The organism is Quadrisphaera sp. DVD1 (assembly GCF_058932755.1).
Map to the genome: position 1 here is coordinate 13,915 of NZ_JBZYWI010000031.1, position 14,339 is coordinate 28,253.

16 protein-coding genes are annotated in these 14,339 nt (G+C 75.5%); 6 read left to right on the forward strand and 10 right to left on the reverse strand.

What is annotated here, in order from left to right; genetic code table 11:
* Positions 1-103: 103 nt before the first annotated feature.
* From AC5FZL_RS05595 to AC5FZL_RS05605, 3 genes are all read left to right on the forward strand, one after another.
* Positions 104-979 carry a CAP domain-containing protein gene (locus AC5FZL_RS05595; protein WP_493617583.1) on the forward strand — a complete coding sequence of 292 codons (876 nt, stop codon included), beginning with the start codon at positions 104-106 and terminating at the stop codon, positions 977-979.
* Entirely contained in the window at positions 976-1,317 is a 342-nt protein-coding gene (locus tag AC5FZL_RS05600; protein ID WP_493617584.1) for a DUF4190 domain-containing protein, read from the forward strand. Before AC5FZL_RS05595 ends, AC5FZL_RS05600 begins: the two co-directional genes overlap by 4 nt.
* A 62-nt stretch (positions 1,318-1,379) precedes the next feature.
* The gene (locus AC5FZL_RS05605) at positions 1,380-1,838 is read left to right on the forward strand and encodes a hypothetical protein (protein ID WP_493617585.1); all 459 of its coding nucleotides are present in this window, start codon (positions 1,380-1,382) and stop codon (positions 1,836-1,838) included.
* Positions 1,839-1,841: 3 nt separating this feature from the next.
* Here AC5FZL_RS05605 and AC5FZL_RS05610 read toward each other — a convergent pair whose 3' ends face one another.
* The 5 genes from AC5FZL_RS05610 to AC5FZL_RS05630 form a co-directional block, all read right to left on the reverse strand.
* Positions 1,842-2,207 carry a hypothetical protein gene (locus tag AC5FZL_RS05610; protein ID WP_493617586.1) on the reverse strand — a complete coding sequence of 122 codons (366 nt, stop codon included), beginning with the start codon at positions 2,205-2,207 and terminating at the stop codon, positions 1,842-1,844.
* Positions 2,204-3,307 carry a Gfo/Idh/MocA family protein gene (locus tag AC5FZL_RS05615; protein ID WP_493617587.1) on the reverse strand — a complete coding sequence of 368 codons (1,104 nt, stop codon included), beginning with the start codon at positions 3,305-3,307 and terminating at the stop codon, positions 2,204-2,206. Before AC5FZL_RS05615 ends, AC5FZL_RS05610 begins: the two co-directional genes overlap by 4 nt.
* Positions 3,304-4,380: a Gfo/Idh/MocA family protein gene (locus AC5FZL_RS05620; protein ID WP_493617588.1), complete on the reverse strand. Its 1,077-nt coding sequence runs from the start codon at positions 4,378-4,380 to the stop codon at positions 3,304-3,306. Before AC5FZL_RS05620 ends, AC5FZL_RS05615 begins: the two co-directional genes overlap by 4 nt.
* Positions 4,381-4,461: 81 nt before the next feature.
* Positions 4,462-5,478 (reverse strand): magnesium/cobalt transporter CorA, encoded by a 1,017-nt coding sequence (gene corA, locus AC5FZL_RS05625; RefSeq protein ID WP_493617589.1) that lies wholly within the window; start codon positions 5,476-5,478, stop codon positions 4,462-4,464.
* 24 nt (positions 5,479-5,502) lie between these two features.
* Positions 5,503-7,500, reverse strand: coding sequence for an APC family permease (locus AC5FZL_RS05630; protein ID WP_493617590.1), 1,998 nt, complete (start codon positions 7,498-7,500; stop codon positions 5,503-5,505).
* A gap of 245 nt (positions 7,501-7,745) precedes the next feature.
* Between AC5FZL_RS05630 and AC5FZL_RS05635 the strand changes: the two genes are divergently transcribed.
* The 3 genes from AC5FZL_RS05635 (at position 7,746) to AC5FZL_RS05645 (ending at position 10,742) form a co-directional block, all read left to right on the forward strand.
* A complete protein-coding gene (locus AC5FZL_RS05635; protein WP_493617591.1) occupies positions 7,746-8,438 on the forward strand; it encodes an RraA family protein in 693 nt (230 codons plus the stop codon).
* Between the two features lie 130 nt (positions 8,439-8,568).
* Entirely contained in the window at positions 8,569-9,927 is a 1,359-nt protein-coding gene (locus tag AC5FZL_RS05640) for an ABC transporter substrate-binding protein (protein ID WP_493617592.1), read from the forward strand.
* A 56-nt stretch (positions 9,928-9,983) separates the two neighbouring features.
* Positions 9,984-10,742, forward strand: coding sequence for an SDR family NAD(P)-dependent oxidoreductase (locus AC5FZL_RS05645; RefSeq protein ID WP_493617593.1), 759 nt, complete (start codon positions 9,984-9,986; stop codon positions 10,740-10,742).
* 6 nt (positions 10,743-10,748) lie between these two features.
* Here AC5FZL_RS05645 and AC5FZL_RS05650 read toward each other — a convergent pair whose 3' ends face one another.
* The 5 genes from AC5FZL_RS05650 to AC5FZL_RS05670 all read right to left on the reverse strand — a co-directional run.
* On the reverse strand, positions 10,749-11,039 hold the full coding sequence (locus AC5FZL_RS05650) for an antibiotic biosynthesis monooxygenase family protein (RefSeq protein WP_493617594.1): 291 nt from the start codon (positions 11,037-11,039) through the stop codon (positions 10,749-10,751).
* Between the two features lie 19 nt (positions 11,040-11,058).
* The gene (locus AC5FZL_RS05655) at positions 11,059-11,811 is read right to left on the reverse strand and encodes an amino acid ABC transporter ATP-binding protein (RefSeq protein WP_493617598.1); all 753 of its coding nucleotides are present in this window, start codon (positions 11,809-11,811) and stop codon (positions 11,059-11,061) included.
* 11 nt (positions 11,812-11,822) lie between these two features.
* Positions 11,823-12,752, reverse strand: a complete 930-nt coding sequence (locus AC5FZL_RS05660) for an amino acid ABC transporter permease (protein ID WP_493617595.1) — start codon at positions 12,750-12,752, stop codon at positions 11,823-11,825.
* Positions 12,749-13,696, reverse strand: a complete 948-nt coding sequence (locus AC5FZL_RS05665; RefSeq protein WP_493617596.1) for an ABC transporter substrate-binding protein — start codon at positions 13,694-13,696, stop codon at positions 12,749-12,751. Before AC5FZL_RS05665 ends, AC5FZL_RS05660 begins: the two co-directional genes overlap by 4 nt.
* Positions 13,697-13,803: 107 nt before the next feature.
* The coding region (locus AC5FZL_RS05670) for a thiamine pyrophosphate-dependent enzyme (RefSeq protein ID WP_493617597.1) at positions 13,804-14,339 on the reverse strand (536 nt) is incomplete at its 5' end.

A 14,339-nucleotide genomic window follows, 5' to 3' on the forward strand; every position in this document is an offset into this window, starting at 1 on the left:
GTCGGGTCTGGCTCGTGTCGGGTCTGGCTCGTGCCGGATGCGTCGGGGACGGATGTGGGCGAAGCACCCGTCTCGCGCGGCCCTCGCTGCGAGACTCGAGCACGTGCAGATCCGCGCCGCCCTGGCGTCCGTCGTGACCCTGACCGTCCTCGCGCTCACCTCCGTCGTGCTCGGCCCCGCGGCCCCGGCCCGCGCCGACGCCCGGGGTGACGCCCTGGCCGTCCTCGCCGCCGACCACGCCGCCACGCGCGCCGAGAACGGGCTCACCCCGCTGCGCCCGGACGCCGCCCTGGCCGCCGTGGCGCAGGGCTGGGCCGAGACGATGGCCGGCGACCAGACCATGCGCCACAGCACCGGGGACCCCCGGTACGGCTACGACGTGGTCACGCCCGCGGGCTACTCGCGGATCGCCGAGAACGTCGGCTACTCCGGGCGCGGCACGCACGCGCTCTACCAGGCGTGGCTGGACAGCCCCTCCCACTCCGAGACCATCCACACCGACCGCTACGACGCGATCGGCATCGGCGTCGCCTACGACGGCGACGGCCAGCTGTGGTCGGCCGTGATCTTCGCCGACTACGTGGCCGGCGGCCCGGGGGCTCCGGCGCCCGCTCCGGCGCCCGCACCGGCGCCCGCTCCGGCCGCCTCGGCACCCGCACCGGCACCCGCGCCGGAGCCCGCCGCCAGGCCCGCGCCCGCGCAGCCCTCCGCAGCTGCCGCGAGCCCTGCCTCGGCGCCCGCCCCCCAGACCGTCCCCGCGCCGGTCCCGGCCCCCGCGCCCGCTGCCGCGCCGGCCCCCGCGCCCCAGGCCGTGCTCACCGAGCAGGCGGCACCCGCCGGTGCCGAGGCGGCCTCGCCCGCGCCGGCGGCCGCCGAGCTGCGCACGCGGCCGACCCGCGCCGGGTCGGTGGCCACCGCGCTGGTCCGCGCCGCCCTCCACGCCCGGACGGCCGCGCTGATCTGCTGGCGAGCCCTGTGAGCCGACCCGGCCCGCTCGCCCCCCGCCTGCCCAGCGCCCCCGGCGTCCCGGCGGAGGAGCTGCGGCCCGCGCGGCTGCCGACCTCCCGCCGGGCCGTGGCCGCGGTCGTCGTCGGCGTCGTGTGGCTGGCCGGGCTGGGCTCCGCGGTCGCCCTCGTGCTGGCCGCCCTCGCGCTGCGCGACGTGCGGGCCGGCCGGGTGGAGGGCCGGGGGATCGCGGTCGCGGGCCTCGTCGTCGGGGCCGTCGGCCTCGTCGCGGGCGTCGTCGTCTGGCTCGTCCTCGGCGCCTGGCTGGTGGTCCTGCTCATGGCGGCGCAGAGCGGGAGCACGACCTTCTGACCCGCCACGCCGCGGGGCCGGGGGAGCCAGGCGCGGGCGCGGCGACCGCCTAGGGTCCTCGCGTGCAGTGGACGACCGACCTCGACTGGGGCAGCGTGCCGCAGTGGCTGGGGGCGGTGGTCACCGGCGCGCTGGCGGCCGTCGCCGTGGTCGCGCTGCGGCGCGCGCAGCGCGAGGCCCGGCGGGCCGAGCAGCGCGCGGAGTCCGTGGAGGCCGAGCTGCTCGCCGACCGCGCCGGCCGCGACCGGGTGCGGCGGGCGGAGTACGACCGCGAGCAGGTGGTGACGCTGCTCGAGGTGCACGGCTTCACCCTCGTCGGCCACGCCACCGGCGGCCTGGCCCGCCGCGGGCGCGCCCGGGCCGCGCTCGCACGGCTGCCGCTCGACGTCCTGCCGCTGACGAACGCCTACTACTCCGTCGACCGCGACGACGACCCGGCCGGCCTGCCCGACCCCGACGCGGTCGAGACCGAGCTGCAGTCCGAGCTCCAGCGCCTGCGCGCGGAGGCCCTGGGGCGCTGAGCCTCAGAGGTCGTGGACGTCCCGGCCCTCGACCGGCCGGGGCAGGCCCTCCTCCGTGCCGGGCTGGACGCCGCGCTCGGGCTCCTCGGCCACGGCGACCTCCTGCGCGGAGCCCAGCAGCGCGTCGGCGTCGTCGCCGAGCCAGGCCCGGGCCTGCGCCTCGGCGCCGGCGGGCAGGCCCGCCCGGTCGGCGATGCCGAGCGCGGGCGTGGTGTCGGCCGCGTCGGTGAGGATCCGCAGGGCCAGGGTCAGCCCGGTGGCGACGTCGGCGTGGTGGCGCCGCTCCCCGTCGCTGCCGGCGCCGCTGGCCGCGTGCACGTGCCGCACCAGGGCCTCGCGGATGGCCGGGACGGCCTCCAGGGCGGTCACGACGCCGCTCCGCTGCTCGGTCCGGCCGCTGCTCGGGTGCGCTCGCTCACGCCCCCAGCATGCGGGGGGCCGGGCTCGCAGGCCACCTGCTCACCGCCGCGGGCCGCCGAGGCCAGCGCGAGCTCGATCAGCGCGACGACGTCCCGGCCCTGCGCCGCGGTGACCGGCAGCGGGCCGCCGCGGCGGATCGCGGCGTGCAGGCCGGCGTAGACCTCCTCGCCGTGCCGACCGGGGGGTGCGAGCCCGTCGACGACCCACGGCTCGGCGTCGAAGGGGTGCACCTCCACGGCGGTGCCGCTGCGGGCGAGGAGCGTGCCGCGGGTGCCGAACACGGTGAAGCGCGGCAGCGCGATCCCGGGGCGGCGGTGGACGTCGACGCGCCCGAGCACCCCCGAGGCGAAGCGCACGTCCATCCCCAGGTGGTCCTCCACGTCGTCGCCGGGCGCGGTCGTCGTCCGCCCGGCCACGCGGGTGGCGGGGGAGCCGGCGAGCTGGAGCAGGTGGTCCACCGGGTGCGGGCCGATCACCCAGGACACCCCGCCGCCGCTCGCGCGCTCGTGGGCCCACGGCAGCACGGCGTCGCCGGTGTGGGGGGAGTCCGGCCCCGTCGTCCGGTAGCGCCCGGCGTGGCTGCGGGTCACCTCCACGATCCGCGGCTCGCCCACGGCGCCGTCCTCGACCAGGGCGCGCAGGGCCACGAAGTCCGGCTCCCACCGCCGCTGCTGGTGGACGGCCAGGAGCACGCCGGCCCGCTCCGCGGCGGCGGTCATCGCGTCGGCGTCGGCCGCCGTCGTGGCCATCGGCTTCTCCACGAGCACGTGCTTGCCCGCCTGCGCCGCGGCCACCGCGACCTCGCGGTGCAGGTGGTGGGGCAGCGCGAGGACGACGAGCTCGACGGCGGGGTCCTCGAGCACGCGGCGCCAGTCGGTGGACGGCGTCCCGCCGAACCGGGCCGCCGCGGCGCGGGCGCGCGCCTCGCTGCGGGAGCAGACCGCCGCGAGCGCGAAGCCGGGTGACCGGCTGAGGACGGCGTCCGCGTGGTAGTGCCAGCCGCTGTTGCCGAGCCCGACGAGCCCGACGCCGACCGGAGGTTCGCTCACCCCGTGACCCCCGTGACCCCCGTGACCCCCGTGGCCGCCATGACCTCGGCGACGTCCACCAGGGCGCCGCCGCGGGAGGCCGAGAGGTAGGCGGCGTCCATGATCCCCATGGTGCGGAGGTTGTCGCGCCCGCTGTGCGGGGCCTCGTACCCGCCCTCGACCGCGTCCAGCAGCGCGGCCAGCCCGTGCCCGTAGGTGCGGGGGCCGTGCGCGGGCTCGTCGTGGTCGGGGAAGGCCACGCACGCCGGCTCGGCGCCGTGGAGCTGCACCGCGCCGCTGGCGTCCCCGGACATCGGGCCCGCGCGGTGGACGCTGACGCTGCCCCCGGAGAGGTCGGCGCGCATCGTGCTCTCGGGCAGCCCGCGGGCCATCCAGGTGGAGGTCATCGAGGCGACCACGCCGCCGTCGAACTGCACGAGCAGGTGCGTGGACTGCTCGCCGGGCAGGTCGCCGGCCTCGTCGCGGCGGGTGACGGCCGAGACCGCCACCGGCGCCGCGGCGGCCATCCACTGCAGGCGGTCGATGAGGTGCACGCTGAAGATGGCCATCTCCAGCCGCTGCTGGGCCGCGCGCCACACCCCCGGCGCCTGGGGGCGGTCCTGGAAGCAGCGGGCCTCCAGCGAGCGCAGCGCGCCCAGGCGCGGGTCGCCCAGGCGCTCGTGCATCCACTGGTGCTCGGGGAACCAGCGGAAGTTCTGGCCCACCGCGAGGTGGACGCCGGCCCGCTCGGCCGCTGCCACGTACCCGGCCGCGCGGACGGCGTCCTGGCCGAACGGCTTCTCCACGAGCACGTGCACGCCCGCGGCGAAGGCCGGGTCGAGCACCTCGTCGCGCACCTCCGGCGGGGTGAGCAGGACGAGGACGTCGAGGTCGGCCTCGGCGAGCATCCGCGCCGCGTCGGTGTAGCGGCCGGGGACGCCGTAGCGGTCGGCGAACTCGGCGAGCACGTCGGCGCGGGGGTCGCACGCCGCGACGACCTGCGCGCGCTCCCCGAGCACGGCCCGGTAGCCGGCGACGTGCTGGTGCGCGACCCAGCCGGTGCCGACCAGCCCGATCCGGAAGGTCCTGTCCACAGCGGTCCCCTGACTCCGCGGCACCTGCGGCGCGGAGTCGGATCGTATCGGATCCGTGGTGCCCGTGGGTGGGCCCGGGTGTCAGAGCCAGCCGCGGCGCCGGAACGCGGCGTGGAGGCCGAGGCCGCAGAGCAGCATCAGCGCCAGGGCGAAGGGGTAGCCCAGCCGCCAGTCCAGCTCGGGCATGTGCGTGAAGTTCATGCCGTAGACGGTGCCGACGAGGGTGGGGGCGAAGAGGATCGCGGCCCAGGAGGAGATGCGCTTGACCTCCTCGTTCTGGAGCAGGCTGGCCTCGGTCAGGCGCTGGGTCTCCTCGTTCTGGCGCTGGCCGACCAGCGTCGCGTTGACGGTGAGGATGTTCTGGAGCAGCACCCGGAAGGCGTCGGCGCGCTCGACGACCCGGGTGGTGTGGTCCTGCACGTCGCGCAGGTACCGCTGCAGCTCCTCGCCGACGCCGTAGGTGCCCGACCCGGCCTCGAGGGCCTGGAGCACCCCCAGCAGCGGGTGGGTCGCGCGCTGGAACTCCACCACCTCCCGCAGCAGCTCGTAGATGCGGCGGGAGACCTCGGGGTCGCCGCCGAAGACCTGGTCCTCGATCTCGTCGATGTCGTTCTCCAGGCCCGCCACCACCGGGGCGTACTCGTCCACGACCTGGTCCAGGACGGCGTAGAGCACCGCCTGCGGGCCCAGGCGCAGGAGGTCGGGGGTGGACTCCAGGCGCCGGCGGACCCGAGCGAGGTCGGGGGACTCGGCGTGCCGGACGGTGACGACGAAGTCGGCGCCGATGGCGACGTGGACCTCGCCGAACTCCACGCGCTCCTCGGCGTCGACGTACCGGGCCGGCCGCAGGACGGTGAACAGGACGCCGTCGTAGCGCTCGAGCTTGGGACGCTGGTGGGCGTTGACCGTGTCCTCGACCGCGAGCGGGTGGATCCCGAACTCGCCGGCCACGGAGAGCACCTCGGCGTGGTCGGGGCGGTAGAGCCCGATCCACGCCATCCCGCCGCGCTCGCGCACCAGCTCGTACGTGGCCTGCAGCGACGGCGGGTCGGCGACGCGCCGCCCGTCCACGTAGACCGCGTTGTCGACGACCGTCATGGGCCCATCCTCCGGGTGCGCCCCTCAGCCGACGTGCACGCGCGGGCGGCGCGCCGGGTCCGGCTCGGCCTCGCGCAGCACCTCGCGGGTGACCGGCGCCACCTCGCCGTCCCCCACGAAGAGGAAGCGCAGCATGTTGCGCAGGGGGTCGCCCTCGGTCCAGCTGAAGTAGACGCCGGGCAGCAGGCCGGTGCGGTCGCGCAGGTCGAGCAGCACCGCCGCGATGGTGTTGGCCACCGCGGCGCTGGTCACCTCCAGCACCCGGTGCCCGCCGCGCTCGCGCCCGCGGACGACCAGCTCGGTCTCGAACTCCGACGCGTCGGTGACGGTGACCTCGAGGAAGAGCACGGGGTCGCCGGACGGCACGTGCACGTCCTCGCGCACCTGCCGCAGCTTCTCCTCGTACTCGCGCTCCTGCTCGCCCGGCGCGGTGCCCGGCTCCGGGGGCTCGTGGGCGATGACGTGCAGGACCCCGGAGGCCGCGGCGTCGTCGAGGAACTGCTGGGCGGTGGCGTCGTAGCCCACCGCGCTCGCGCGCACCTCGAAGGCGCGCCGGGCGCGCGAGAGGAGGGAGACCACGAGGATCGCCGCGATGAAGCAGGCGGCGATCCTCACGCCGTCCGGGCGCTCCACGACGTTGGCCACCGTGGTGTAGGCGAAGACCGCTGCGATCACCCCGAAGCCCAGGCGCGCCCGGCGCTGCCCGCGGCGGTGCGCCGAGAGCGTCACGGCCACGGCGGCCGACGTCATGAGCACGAGGACGCCGGTCGCGTAGGCCCCGGCCTGGGCGTCGACGTCCGCCTCGAAGACCCAGGTGACGAAGAAGGCGACGGCGGTGAGCAGCAGCACGAGCGGGCGCACCGCGCGCGACCAGCGCGGGGCCATGCCGTAGCGGGGCAGGTAGCGGGGCACGAGGTTGAGCAGCCCCGCCATCGCCGAGGCCCCGGCGAACCACAGGATGGCGATGCTCGCGACGTCGTAGGCGCTGCCGCCGACCTCCCCGAGGTAGTGGTGGGCGAGGTAGGCCATCGCCCGCCCGTTGGCGCTGCCCCCGGACTCGAAGGCCTCGGCGGGGATGAGCACCGTGGTCACCACGCTGCACGCGACGAGGAACACGCTCATGATCAGCGCGGCCGTGGTCAGCAGGCGGCGGGTCCCCGCGATCCGGCCGGTCGGGCGGTCCTCGGTCTCTCCGCGCTCTCCGCGCACCTGCGGCATGACGGCGACCCCGGTCTCGAAGCCCGACAGGCCCAGGGCGAGCTTGGGGAAGGCCAGCAGGGCGAAGCCGATGGCGGTGAAGGGGTCGGCGTACTGCAGCGTCAGCGCGCGCGACCAGTCCGCGACCAGGTCGGGCTCGGTGAGCAGGTGCACGACCCCGACGACGACGACCACGGCGTTCAGCGCGAGGAAGGCGCTCACCAGCACCACGGCGACGCCGATGGCCTCGGAGAAGCCGCGCAGGAAGACGGCGCCCAGCGCGGCGAGCAGCACGAGGGTGACGCCGACCTCGTGGCCGGCCAGCGCCTCGGGCACGAAGGGGTTCTCCACCAGGTGGGCCGTGGCGTCGGCCGCCGACAGCGTCATCGTGATGAGGAAGTCGGTCGCCGCGAAGCCCAGCAGGACCAGCACGAAGACCTTCCCGCCCCACCACGGCAGCACCCGCTCGAGCATCGCGATCGAGCCCTCGCCGTGCGGGCTCTCCTGGGCCACCCGCCGGTACACCGGCAGGGCTCCGAGGAGCGTGAGCCCGACGAGCACCAGCGTCGCGAGCGGCGAGAGCACCCCGGCGGCGAGGAAGGCGATGCCCGGCTGGTAGCCCAGGGTGGAGAAGTAGTCGACGCCGGTCAGGCACATGACCTTCCACCACGGGTGGCCGGCCTCGTCGGTCGGGCGGCGGTGGGGCCCGGGGTGCTGGGCCGCGCTCCCGGCGGCGTCGTCCAGGAGCCAGGCGCGCAGGCGCTGGAGCCGGGTGCCGGTCGCGGACGCGGGGGTGCTCGGACCAGCAGCCACGGGTGTGGCCATCGTCGTCTCCTCGCCGGCGGCGCGGACGGCCGCTCAGCGCGGACAGCATGCTCCGCGGCCTCCGGCCGCTCGGGGCGGGGTGCCGGCGCGGCGCGCGGACGGGCCCTTGACGCCGTGCGCGGCTCCCTGCCAGGGTCAGGGACGACGGATCCGATCGGATCGGAAACGCTCGCAGCGGTGCCGCTGCTCGTCGTACCACTGCGGTGGCCTGCACGGAGACCCGTCGCGATCACGAGGGTGTGAGCATGGCTGAGGACGACGTCCTGGAGCTCTTCCGCGGGCTGCGGGTGGCCGACGTGCGCGACGGCATGGACTGGGTCGGGCTGCCGCACCGCGGCTCGGTCACGCGGGAGATCCGCCCGCTCACGGACGAGATGAGCCTGCTGGGGCGGGCCTTCACGGTGCGCTCGCGGCCCAGCGACAAGGCGGCTCCGGTGATGACGCCGGAGGAGTACACCGAGTGGGCCTACGACTACTGGTACACCGAGGTCAACACCTCCAAGGGCTGGAAGCAGGACCTGCGCCCCGGTGACGTCGTGGTCATCGAGGGCGCCGACCTCAACGTGGGCGAGGTCGGGTCGAACAACTCCCTCGGCTGGCACGTGCAGGGCGCGGCCGGCGTCGTGACCTCCGGCGGCGTGCGCGACAGCCGCGAGTGCATCCAGCAGGGCGTCCCGATCTTCGCCCGCTACCGCTCCCAGGCGATGACCCAGGGCCGCATCGAGTTCGCCGACGTCAAGCAGCCGGTCGCGCTCGGCGACGTGGCCGTGCGGCAGGGCGACATCGTCGTCGGCGACGCCGACGGCGTGATCGTCGTGCCGGTCGAGCGGGCCGTCGAGGTCGCCAAGTACGGCCGCCAGGAGCTGGAGAACGACAAGAGGATCCGCCGCCAGTACTACGAGACCCTCGGCTGGCCCCTCGACGACACGGTGCAGTAGCCGCACCCGATCCGGCGCCGGTTCGACCGGCGCCCGCACGACCCGGCGGCCCCGCAGCCGCCGGACGCCCGAGGAGAGCACCGCTCGACGGCGAGCGGTCCGATGTGCAGAGGTGGGGACGATGATGTTCATGCACCACGCAGGGTCGCGGCGGCGGCGGGCCGCCCTGGTGGCGGCGGTGGGGGCCTGCGGGCTCGCGCTGACCGCGTGCGGCGGAGGGACGTCGGTCGGGGACGCCGAGGAGGACGCCCCCGTCGTCGACGGCACGGGGAAGGTCGCCGGCGACATCCGCCTGGCGTACTGGGGCGCCGGGACCCGGGTCGAGCTGACCGACGGGGTGGCGGCGCTGTTCGCCGAGGCCAACCCGGGGGTGACCGTGGAGTCGGAGTTCGCCGACTTCGCGGCCTACTGGGAGCGGCTGAACGTCCAGGCCTCCAGCGGCAACCTGCCCTGCGTCACCCAGACCCAGGGCCGCCAGCTCAACGACTACAGCACCAAGGGCGTCCTGCTCGACCTCGACCCGATGATCGAGTCCGGCGCGATCGACGTCAGCGACATCCCCGAGGACGTCCTCGACACCGGGCGCGGCCTCGACGGCAAGCTCTACATGATCCCCTACGGCGCCGCCTACGACGGGGTCACCATCAACGCCACGCTCGCCGAGCAGGCCGGGGTCGGGCTGCCCGAGGAGGGCTACGACTGGGACGACCTCGGGGCGTACCTCACGGAGGCGCAGGCCGGCCTGCCGCCCGGCGTGGCGGCGGCCGACCTCGGCGGCGGACGCCCGAACTGGTTCATCGCGTGGGTCCGCGGCCAGGGCGAGGAGCTGTTCGACGGCAGCGAGGTCGCCTTCGACGAGCAGACCCTCGTGGACTTCTGGACCTTCTGGGAGGACCTGCGCGCCGCGGGCGCCACCAACACCGCCGAGCAGCACGCGGAGCAGCCGGTCCAGAGCGAGCAGCGCTACGTCGCCCAGGGCAGCGCCATGCTCGACAGCCTGCCCGGCAACGCCCTGACCCCCGCGCAGGCGACGCTCGACGGCACCGGGACGGGGCAGCAGCTGACCACCGTGGCCATGCCCTCCGGCGAGGAGGGCTCGGGCAACGTCCTCTTCACGTCCGGCTTCTCGATCCCGGTGAACTGCGACAACGTGCCGACCGCCGCCGCGTTCATCGACTTCTGGACCAACGACGACGAGGGCGCGGCCCTGTTCGCCTCGAACAACGGCGGTGCGCTCAACACCCGGCACCTGCAGGCGCAGCTGGAGAGCCCCGACCTGCCGGAGCTCAAGCGCCACGAGCTGGAGCTGTTCCAGGACATCGTCGCGAACGACCCGCCGTCGGTGGTCTACCCGCCCGGGTACCAGGCCAACTTCGAGCTGGGCTTCACCCGCGCCTACGACAGCATCGCCCTCGGCGGCACGAGCGTCGAGGACGCCGCGGCCGCGTTCATGGCCGAGCTCAGCGCGGCCCTGGAGGCCGCAGCCTGAACACGACCGGGCACCAGCGGGACGGCGCGCCGAGCCCCGCCCGTTCCCACGGCCGGGTGGCCGTGGTGACGGGCGGGGCGTCCGGGATCGGCCGGGCGTGCGCGCTGCGCCTGGCCGCGCAGGGGCACCACGTCGTCGTCCTCGACCGTGACGGCGCCGGGGCGCGGGCGAGCGTCGACCGGGTCACCGCGGCCGGCGGCAGCGCGGAGCACCGCGTCCTCGACCTGCTCGACCTCGACGACGTCGCCGCGGCCGCCGCGGAGCTCGCCGAGCGCCACCCGGCGATCCACGTCCTCGTCGCCAGCGCGGGGGTCCTCCACGTCGACGGCCGCCCGGACAGCCCCTTCCTCGAGGGCGGGCTCGCCGGCTGGGACCTGCTCGTGGGGGTCAACCTCAAGGGCGCCGCGGCGCTCGTGCACGGGCTGGTCGAGCCGCTGACCGCCGGGCGCGGGGCGATCGTCAACGTCTCCTCGGAGGGCCAGTTCGGGCCCCGCCCCAACCGCTGGGTCTACGACATCACCAAGGCCGGCGTCGTGTCGCTGACGAAGTCCCTGGCCGCCTCCTTCGCCGACCGGGGCGTGCGGGTCAACGCCGTCGCGCCCGGCGGGACGGTCACGGAGATGCACCTGGCCGGCGCGGCGGACCCCGAGGCGGCGCGCGCGGCGATGGAGGCCGCCCGCACGTCCAACCTGCTGGGCCGCTTCGCCCGCCCCGAGGAGGTGGCCGCCGCCATCTGCTTCCTCGCCGGGGACGACGCCTCGTTCATCACCGGCGTGACGCTGCCGGTGGACGGCGGGGGGCTCGGCGCGCGGTGAGCCGGCTCAGCCCGGCAGGTCGACGACGTGCGCGACGACCGGCGCCTGCGCGAAGTGCGGACCGACCTCGGCGCGCCACGGCCCGAACCGGTCGCTGGTGCGGAAGGCCTCGTGGGCCTCGACGGAGTCCCACTCGGTGAGCAGCACGAAGCGCGAGGGCTGCTCGACCCCGCGCGTCATGCGCATCGAGCGGCACCCCGGCGTCGCGGCGACGAGGTGGCTCGCGCGGCGGTAGGCCTGCGCGAACGCCTCCTCGGCGCCGGGGACGATGTCGAACTGCGCGATCTCGAGCACCACGGGGGCAGCCTGGCAGGTCTCAGAGGACCTTGGCCAGGAACGCCCGGGTCCGCTCGTGCTGGGGCGCCCCCAGCACCTGGGCCGGCGTCCCGCGCTCGACGACGACCCCGCCGTCCATGAACACCACCGAGTCGCCGACCTCGCGGGCGAAGCCGATCTCGTGGGTGACCACGATCATCGTCATCCCGTCGGCGGCCAGGCCGCGCATGACGTCGAGCACCTCGCCGACGAGCTCGGGGTCGAGGGCGGAGGTGGGCTCGTCGAAGAGCATGAGCGCCGGGTCCATCGCCAGGGCGCGGGCGATCGCCACCCGCTGCTGCTGCCCGCCGGAGAGCTGGGAGGGGTAGCGGTCCGCGAGGTCGGCCAGGCCGACCCGGGCCAGCAGCTCCTGGGCGTCGGCGCGCGCCTGCCCCCGCGGGCGGCGCAGCACCTGCACGGGCGCCTCCATGACGTTCTGGGCGGCCGTGAGGTGCGGGAAGAGGTTGAAGCGCTGGAAGACCATGCCCACGCGCCGCCGCTGCGCGGCGACCTCGTGCGAGCGCAGCTCGTAGAGCTTCTCGCCCTTGAGGCGGTAGCCGACGAGCTCGCCGTCGATCCGCACCGTGCCGGCGTCGACGCGCTCGAGGTGGTTGAGGCAGCGCAGGAGCGTGGACTTCCCCGAGCCCGAGGGCCCGAGCAGGCAGGTCACCTCGCCGGGGGCGACGACGAGGTCGACGCCCTTGAGGACGTCGACGTGCCCGAAGGACTTGTGGACGGCCAGCGCCTCGACCATCGGCGGCCGGCTCACGAGGCGGCCCGGCGGGTGCGCCCGGGGCGCAGGTCGGCGGCGAGCCGCGCCAGCGCCGAGCGACGGGTGGTCGGGGCGGTGCCGCGGCCGAACCGCCGCTCCAGCAGCATCTGGCCGGAGCTGGCGATCGAGGTCAGCACGAGGTACCAGAGGCTCGCGACGATGAGCATCTCCATGCGGGTGAAGTCGGTGGCGCCGACGGCCTGGGCGCGGGTGAGCAGGTCGCCGGCGCCGATCACGGCGACCAGCGAGGTGGTCTTGAGCAGGGTCACGAGCTCGTTGCCCGTGGGCGGGATGATCACCCGCATCGCCTGGGGGAGCACGATGCGGCGCATCACCAGGCCGCGGGTCATGCTCAGGGCCTCCGCCGCCTCCCGCTGGCCGGGGTCGACCGCGAGGATCCCGGCCCGGACGATCTCGGCCATGTAGGCCGCCTCGTTGAGCGCGAGGGCCAGCAGCGCCGCCCCGAACGGGGTGACGAGGTCGTTCGTGGAGACGCTGAGGGAGCCGATGCCCAGGCGCGGGAAGAACAGCGCGAGGTTGAACCACAGGAGGATCTGCACGAGCACCGGCGTGCCGCGGAAGACCCACGTGTAGGCCCGGCTCAGCGACGACAGCAGGAGGTTGTCGGACAGGCGCGCCACCGCGACGAGCACCCCGCCGACGACGCCGAGCACCATGCTCGCCACGGTGAGCCAGATCGTCGTGACCAGGCCGCGCAGGATCACGGGCTGGAAGAGCCGGTCACCGATGACGTCCCACTGGATGACCTCGTTGGCCGCGACCGCCCGCACGAGCAGCGCCAGCAGCACCAGCAGGACGGCGGCCGCCACCCACTGCCCCCAGTGGCGCACCGGCACCGCCGTCAGCGGCACCCCCCGCGAGGGGATGGCGTCGCCCTGCGGTGCTGCCGGCGCTGCGCTCACGAGGTGCCCGCGTTGATCGTCGCCTCGTCCACCGCTCCGCTGCCCAGGTCGCGGGACTCGAGGACCTCGGCGTAGGTGCCGTCGTCGATGAGGGCCTGCAGCGCCGCCTGGAAGGCGTCGCGGAGCGCGGTGTCCTCCTTGGTGAAGACGAACCCGAGGGGGTTGGGGAACAGCGTCTCGGTGTTGGCCACCTCGAAGGCGCTCCCGCCGGCGATCTGCGCGGCGTTGTAGCGGCCGACGGGCTCCTGCGTGAAGCTCGCCACCGCGCGGCCGCTCTGCACCTGCAGCAGCGCGTCCTGGTCGTTGGGCAGCGCGGTGACCTCGATCGGGGAGGACGCGCACTGGTCGGCGTTGAACTGGGTCAGCAGCGCCTCCTGGGCGGAGGAGGTCAGCACCGACACGGCCTTGCCGCACAGGTCCTCGACGCCGGTGATGCCCTCGGGGTTGCCCGCGGCCACGACGATCGCCTGGCCGGCCAGGAAGTAGTCGACGAAGTCGTACTCGGCCTGGCGGGCGGCGGTGTCGGACACGGCCGCGGCCACGAGGTCGAACCGGTCGCTGGCGAGGGCGGGCAGGAGCCCGTCGAAGGCGGTGTCGGTGAGCGTGTACTCGACGCCGAGCTTGCCGGTGATCGCGTCGAGGAGGTCGGGGTCCAGTCCGATGATCGTCTGGCCGTCCTCGTCGAGGTACTCGTACGGCGGGTAGAGCGCCTCGGTGCCGATGGCGAGCGTGCCGGCGTCCTGCACCTCCTGGGGCAGCATCGCGGTCAGCGCCGGGTCGGCCTCGACCGCGGGCGCCTCGGACGCGCTCGAGGACGCGCCGCCGGCCGGCTCGTCGTCGCCACCACCGCCGCCGCACGCGCTCGCGGTGAGGGCCACCACCGCGGCCAGCACCACCGCCCGGGGCAGCGCCCCTCGCCGGGTACCCGTCATCGACCAGCTCATCGCCATCTCCTCGCCGTTCCGGCGCCGGTCCGGCGCACCTCAGGAGGCGCCATCATCGGCTCTGCACACCCTCGTGGACGCTACGAAACACGACCGTCACACAGGCGTCACAGCAGGCGCGAGTCCACGGCCACGACGGTCGGGCGGTCCGCCTCCAGAGCGGCCAGGACGGCGTCCACGACCTCGGCCACGCCCTGCGCCCGGACGCCGTGCGCGCCGAAGGCCCGGCCGAGCGCGGCGAAGTCCGGGGTGGCCAGGTCGACGGCCAGGCGCTCGATGCCGCGCGCGTCCATGCCCTCGCGGATCTCCGCGTAGCCGCCGTTGTCGACGACGACCACGGGCAGCGCCAGCCGCTGCTCGACCGCGGTCATGAGCTCGGCGACGGAGAACATCAGCGCGCCGTCGCCGACGAGGGCGATCACGGGGGCGTCGGGACGGGCGACCTTGGCGCCGATCGCCGCGGGCAGGCCGTACCCGAGCGTGGCGTAGACCACCGGGTACAGCAGCTGCGACGGCCGCGAGACCGGCCAGTGGTGGACGGTGCCGTAGTAGGTGACCTGGGAGCTGTCCCCGGCGACCACCGCGTCGCGCGGGAGCGCCGCGGCCAGGGCGGCGTTGAGCGCCCGCCAGGGCCCCGGGTCGC

Excerpts from the sequence above, each read along its gene's own strand:
- corA (WP_493617589.1), bottom strand. The coding sequence starts at position 5,478 with ATGACGGTCGTCGACAACGCGGTCTACGTGGACGGGCGGCGCGTCGCC.
- AC5FZL_RS05630 (WP_493617590.1), bottom strand. The coding sequence starts at position 7,500 with ATGGCCACACCCGTGGCTGCTGGTCCGAGCACCCCCGCGTCCGCGACC.
- AC5FZL_RS05635 (WP_493617591.1), top strand. The coding sequence starts at position 7,746 with ATGGCTGAGGACGACGTCCTGGAGCTCTTCCGCGGGCTGCGGGTGGCC.
- AC5FZL_RS05640 (WP_493617592.1), top strand. The coding sequence starts at position 8,569 with ATGCACCACGCAGGGTCGCGGCGGCGGCGGGCCGCCCTGGTGGCGGCG.
- AC5FZL_RS05655 (WP_493617598.1), bottom strand. The coding sequence starts at position 11,811 with ATGGTCGAGGCGCTGGCCGTCCACAAGTCCTTCGGGCACGTCGACGTC.
- AC5FZL_RS05665 (WP_493617596.1), bottom strand. The coding sequence starts at position 13,696 with ATGAGCTGGTCGATGACGGGTACCCGGCGAGGGGCGCTGCCCCGGGCG.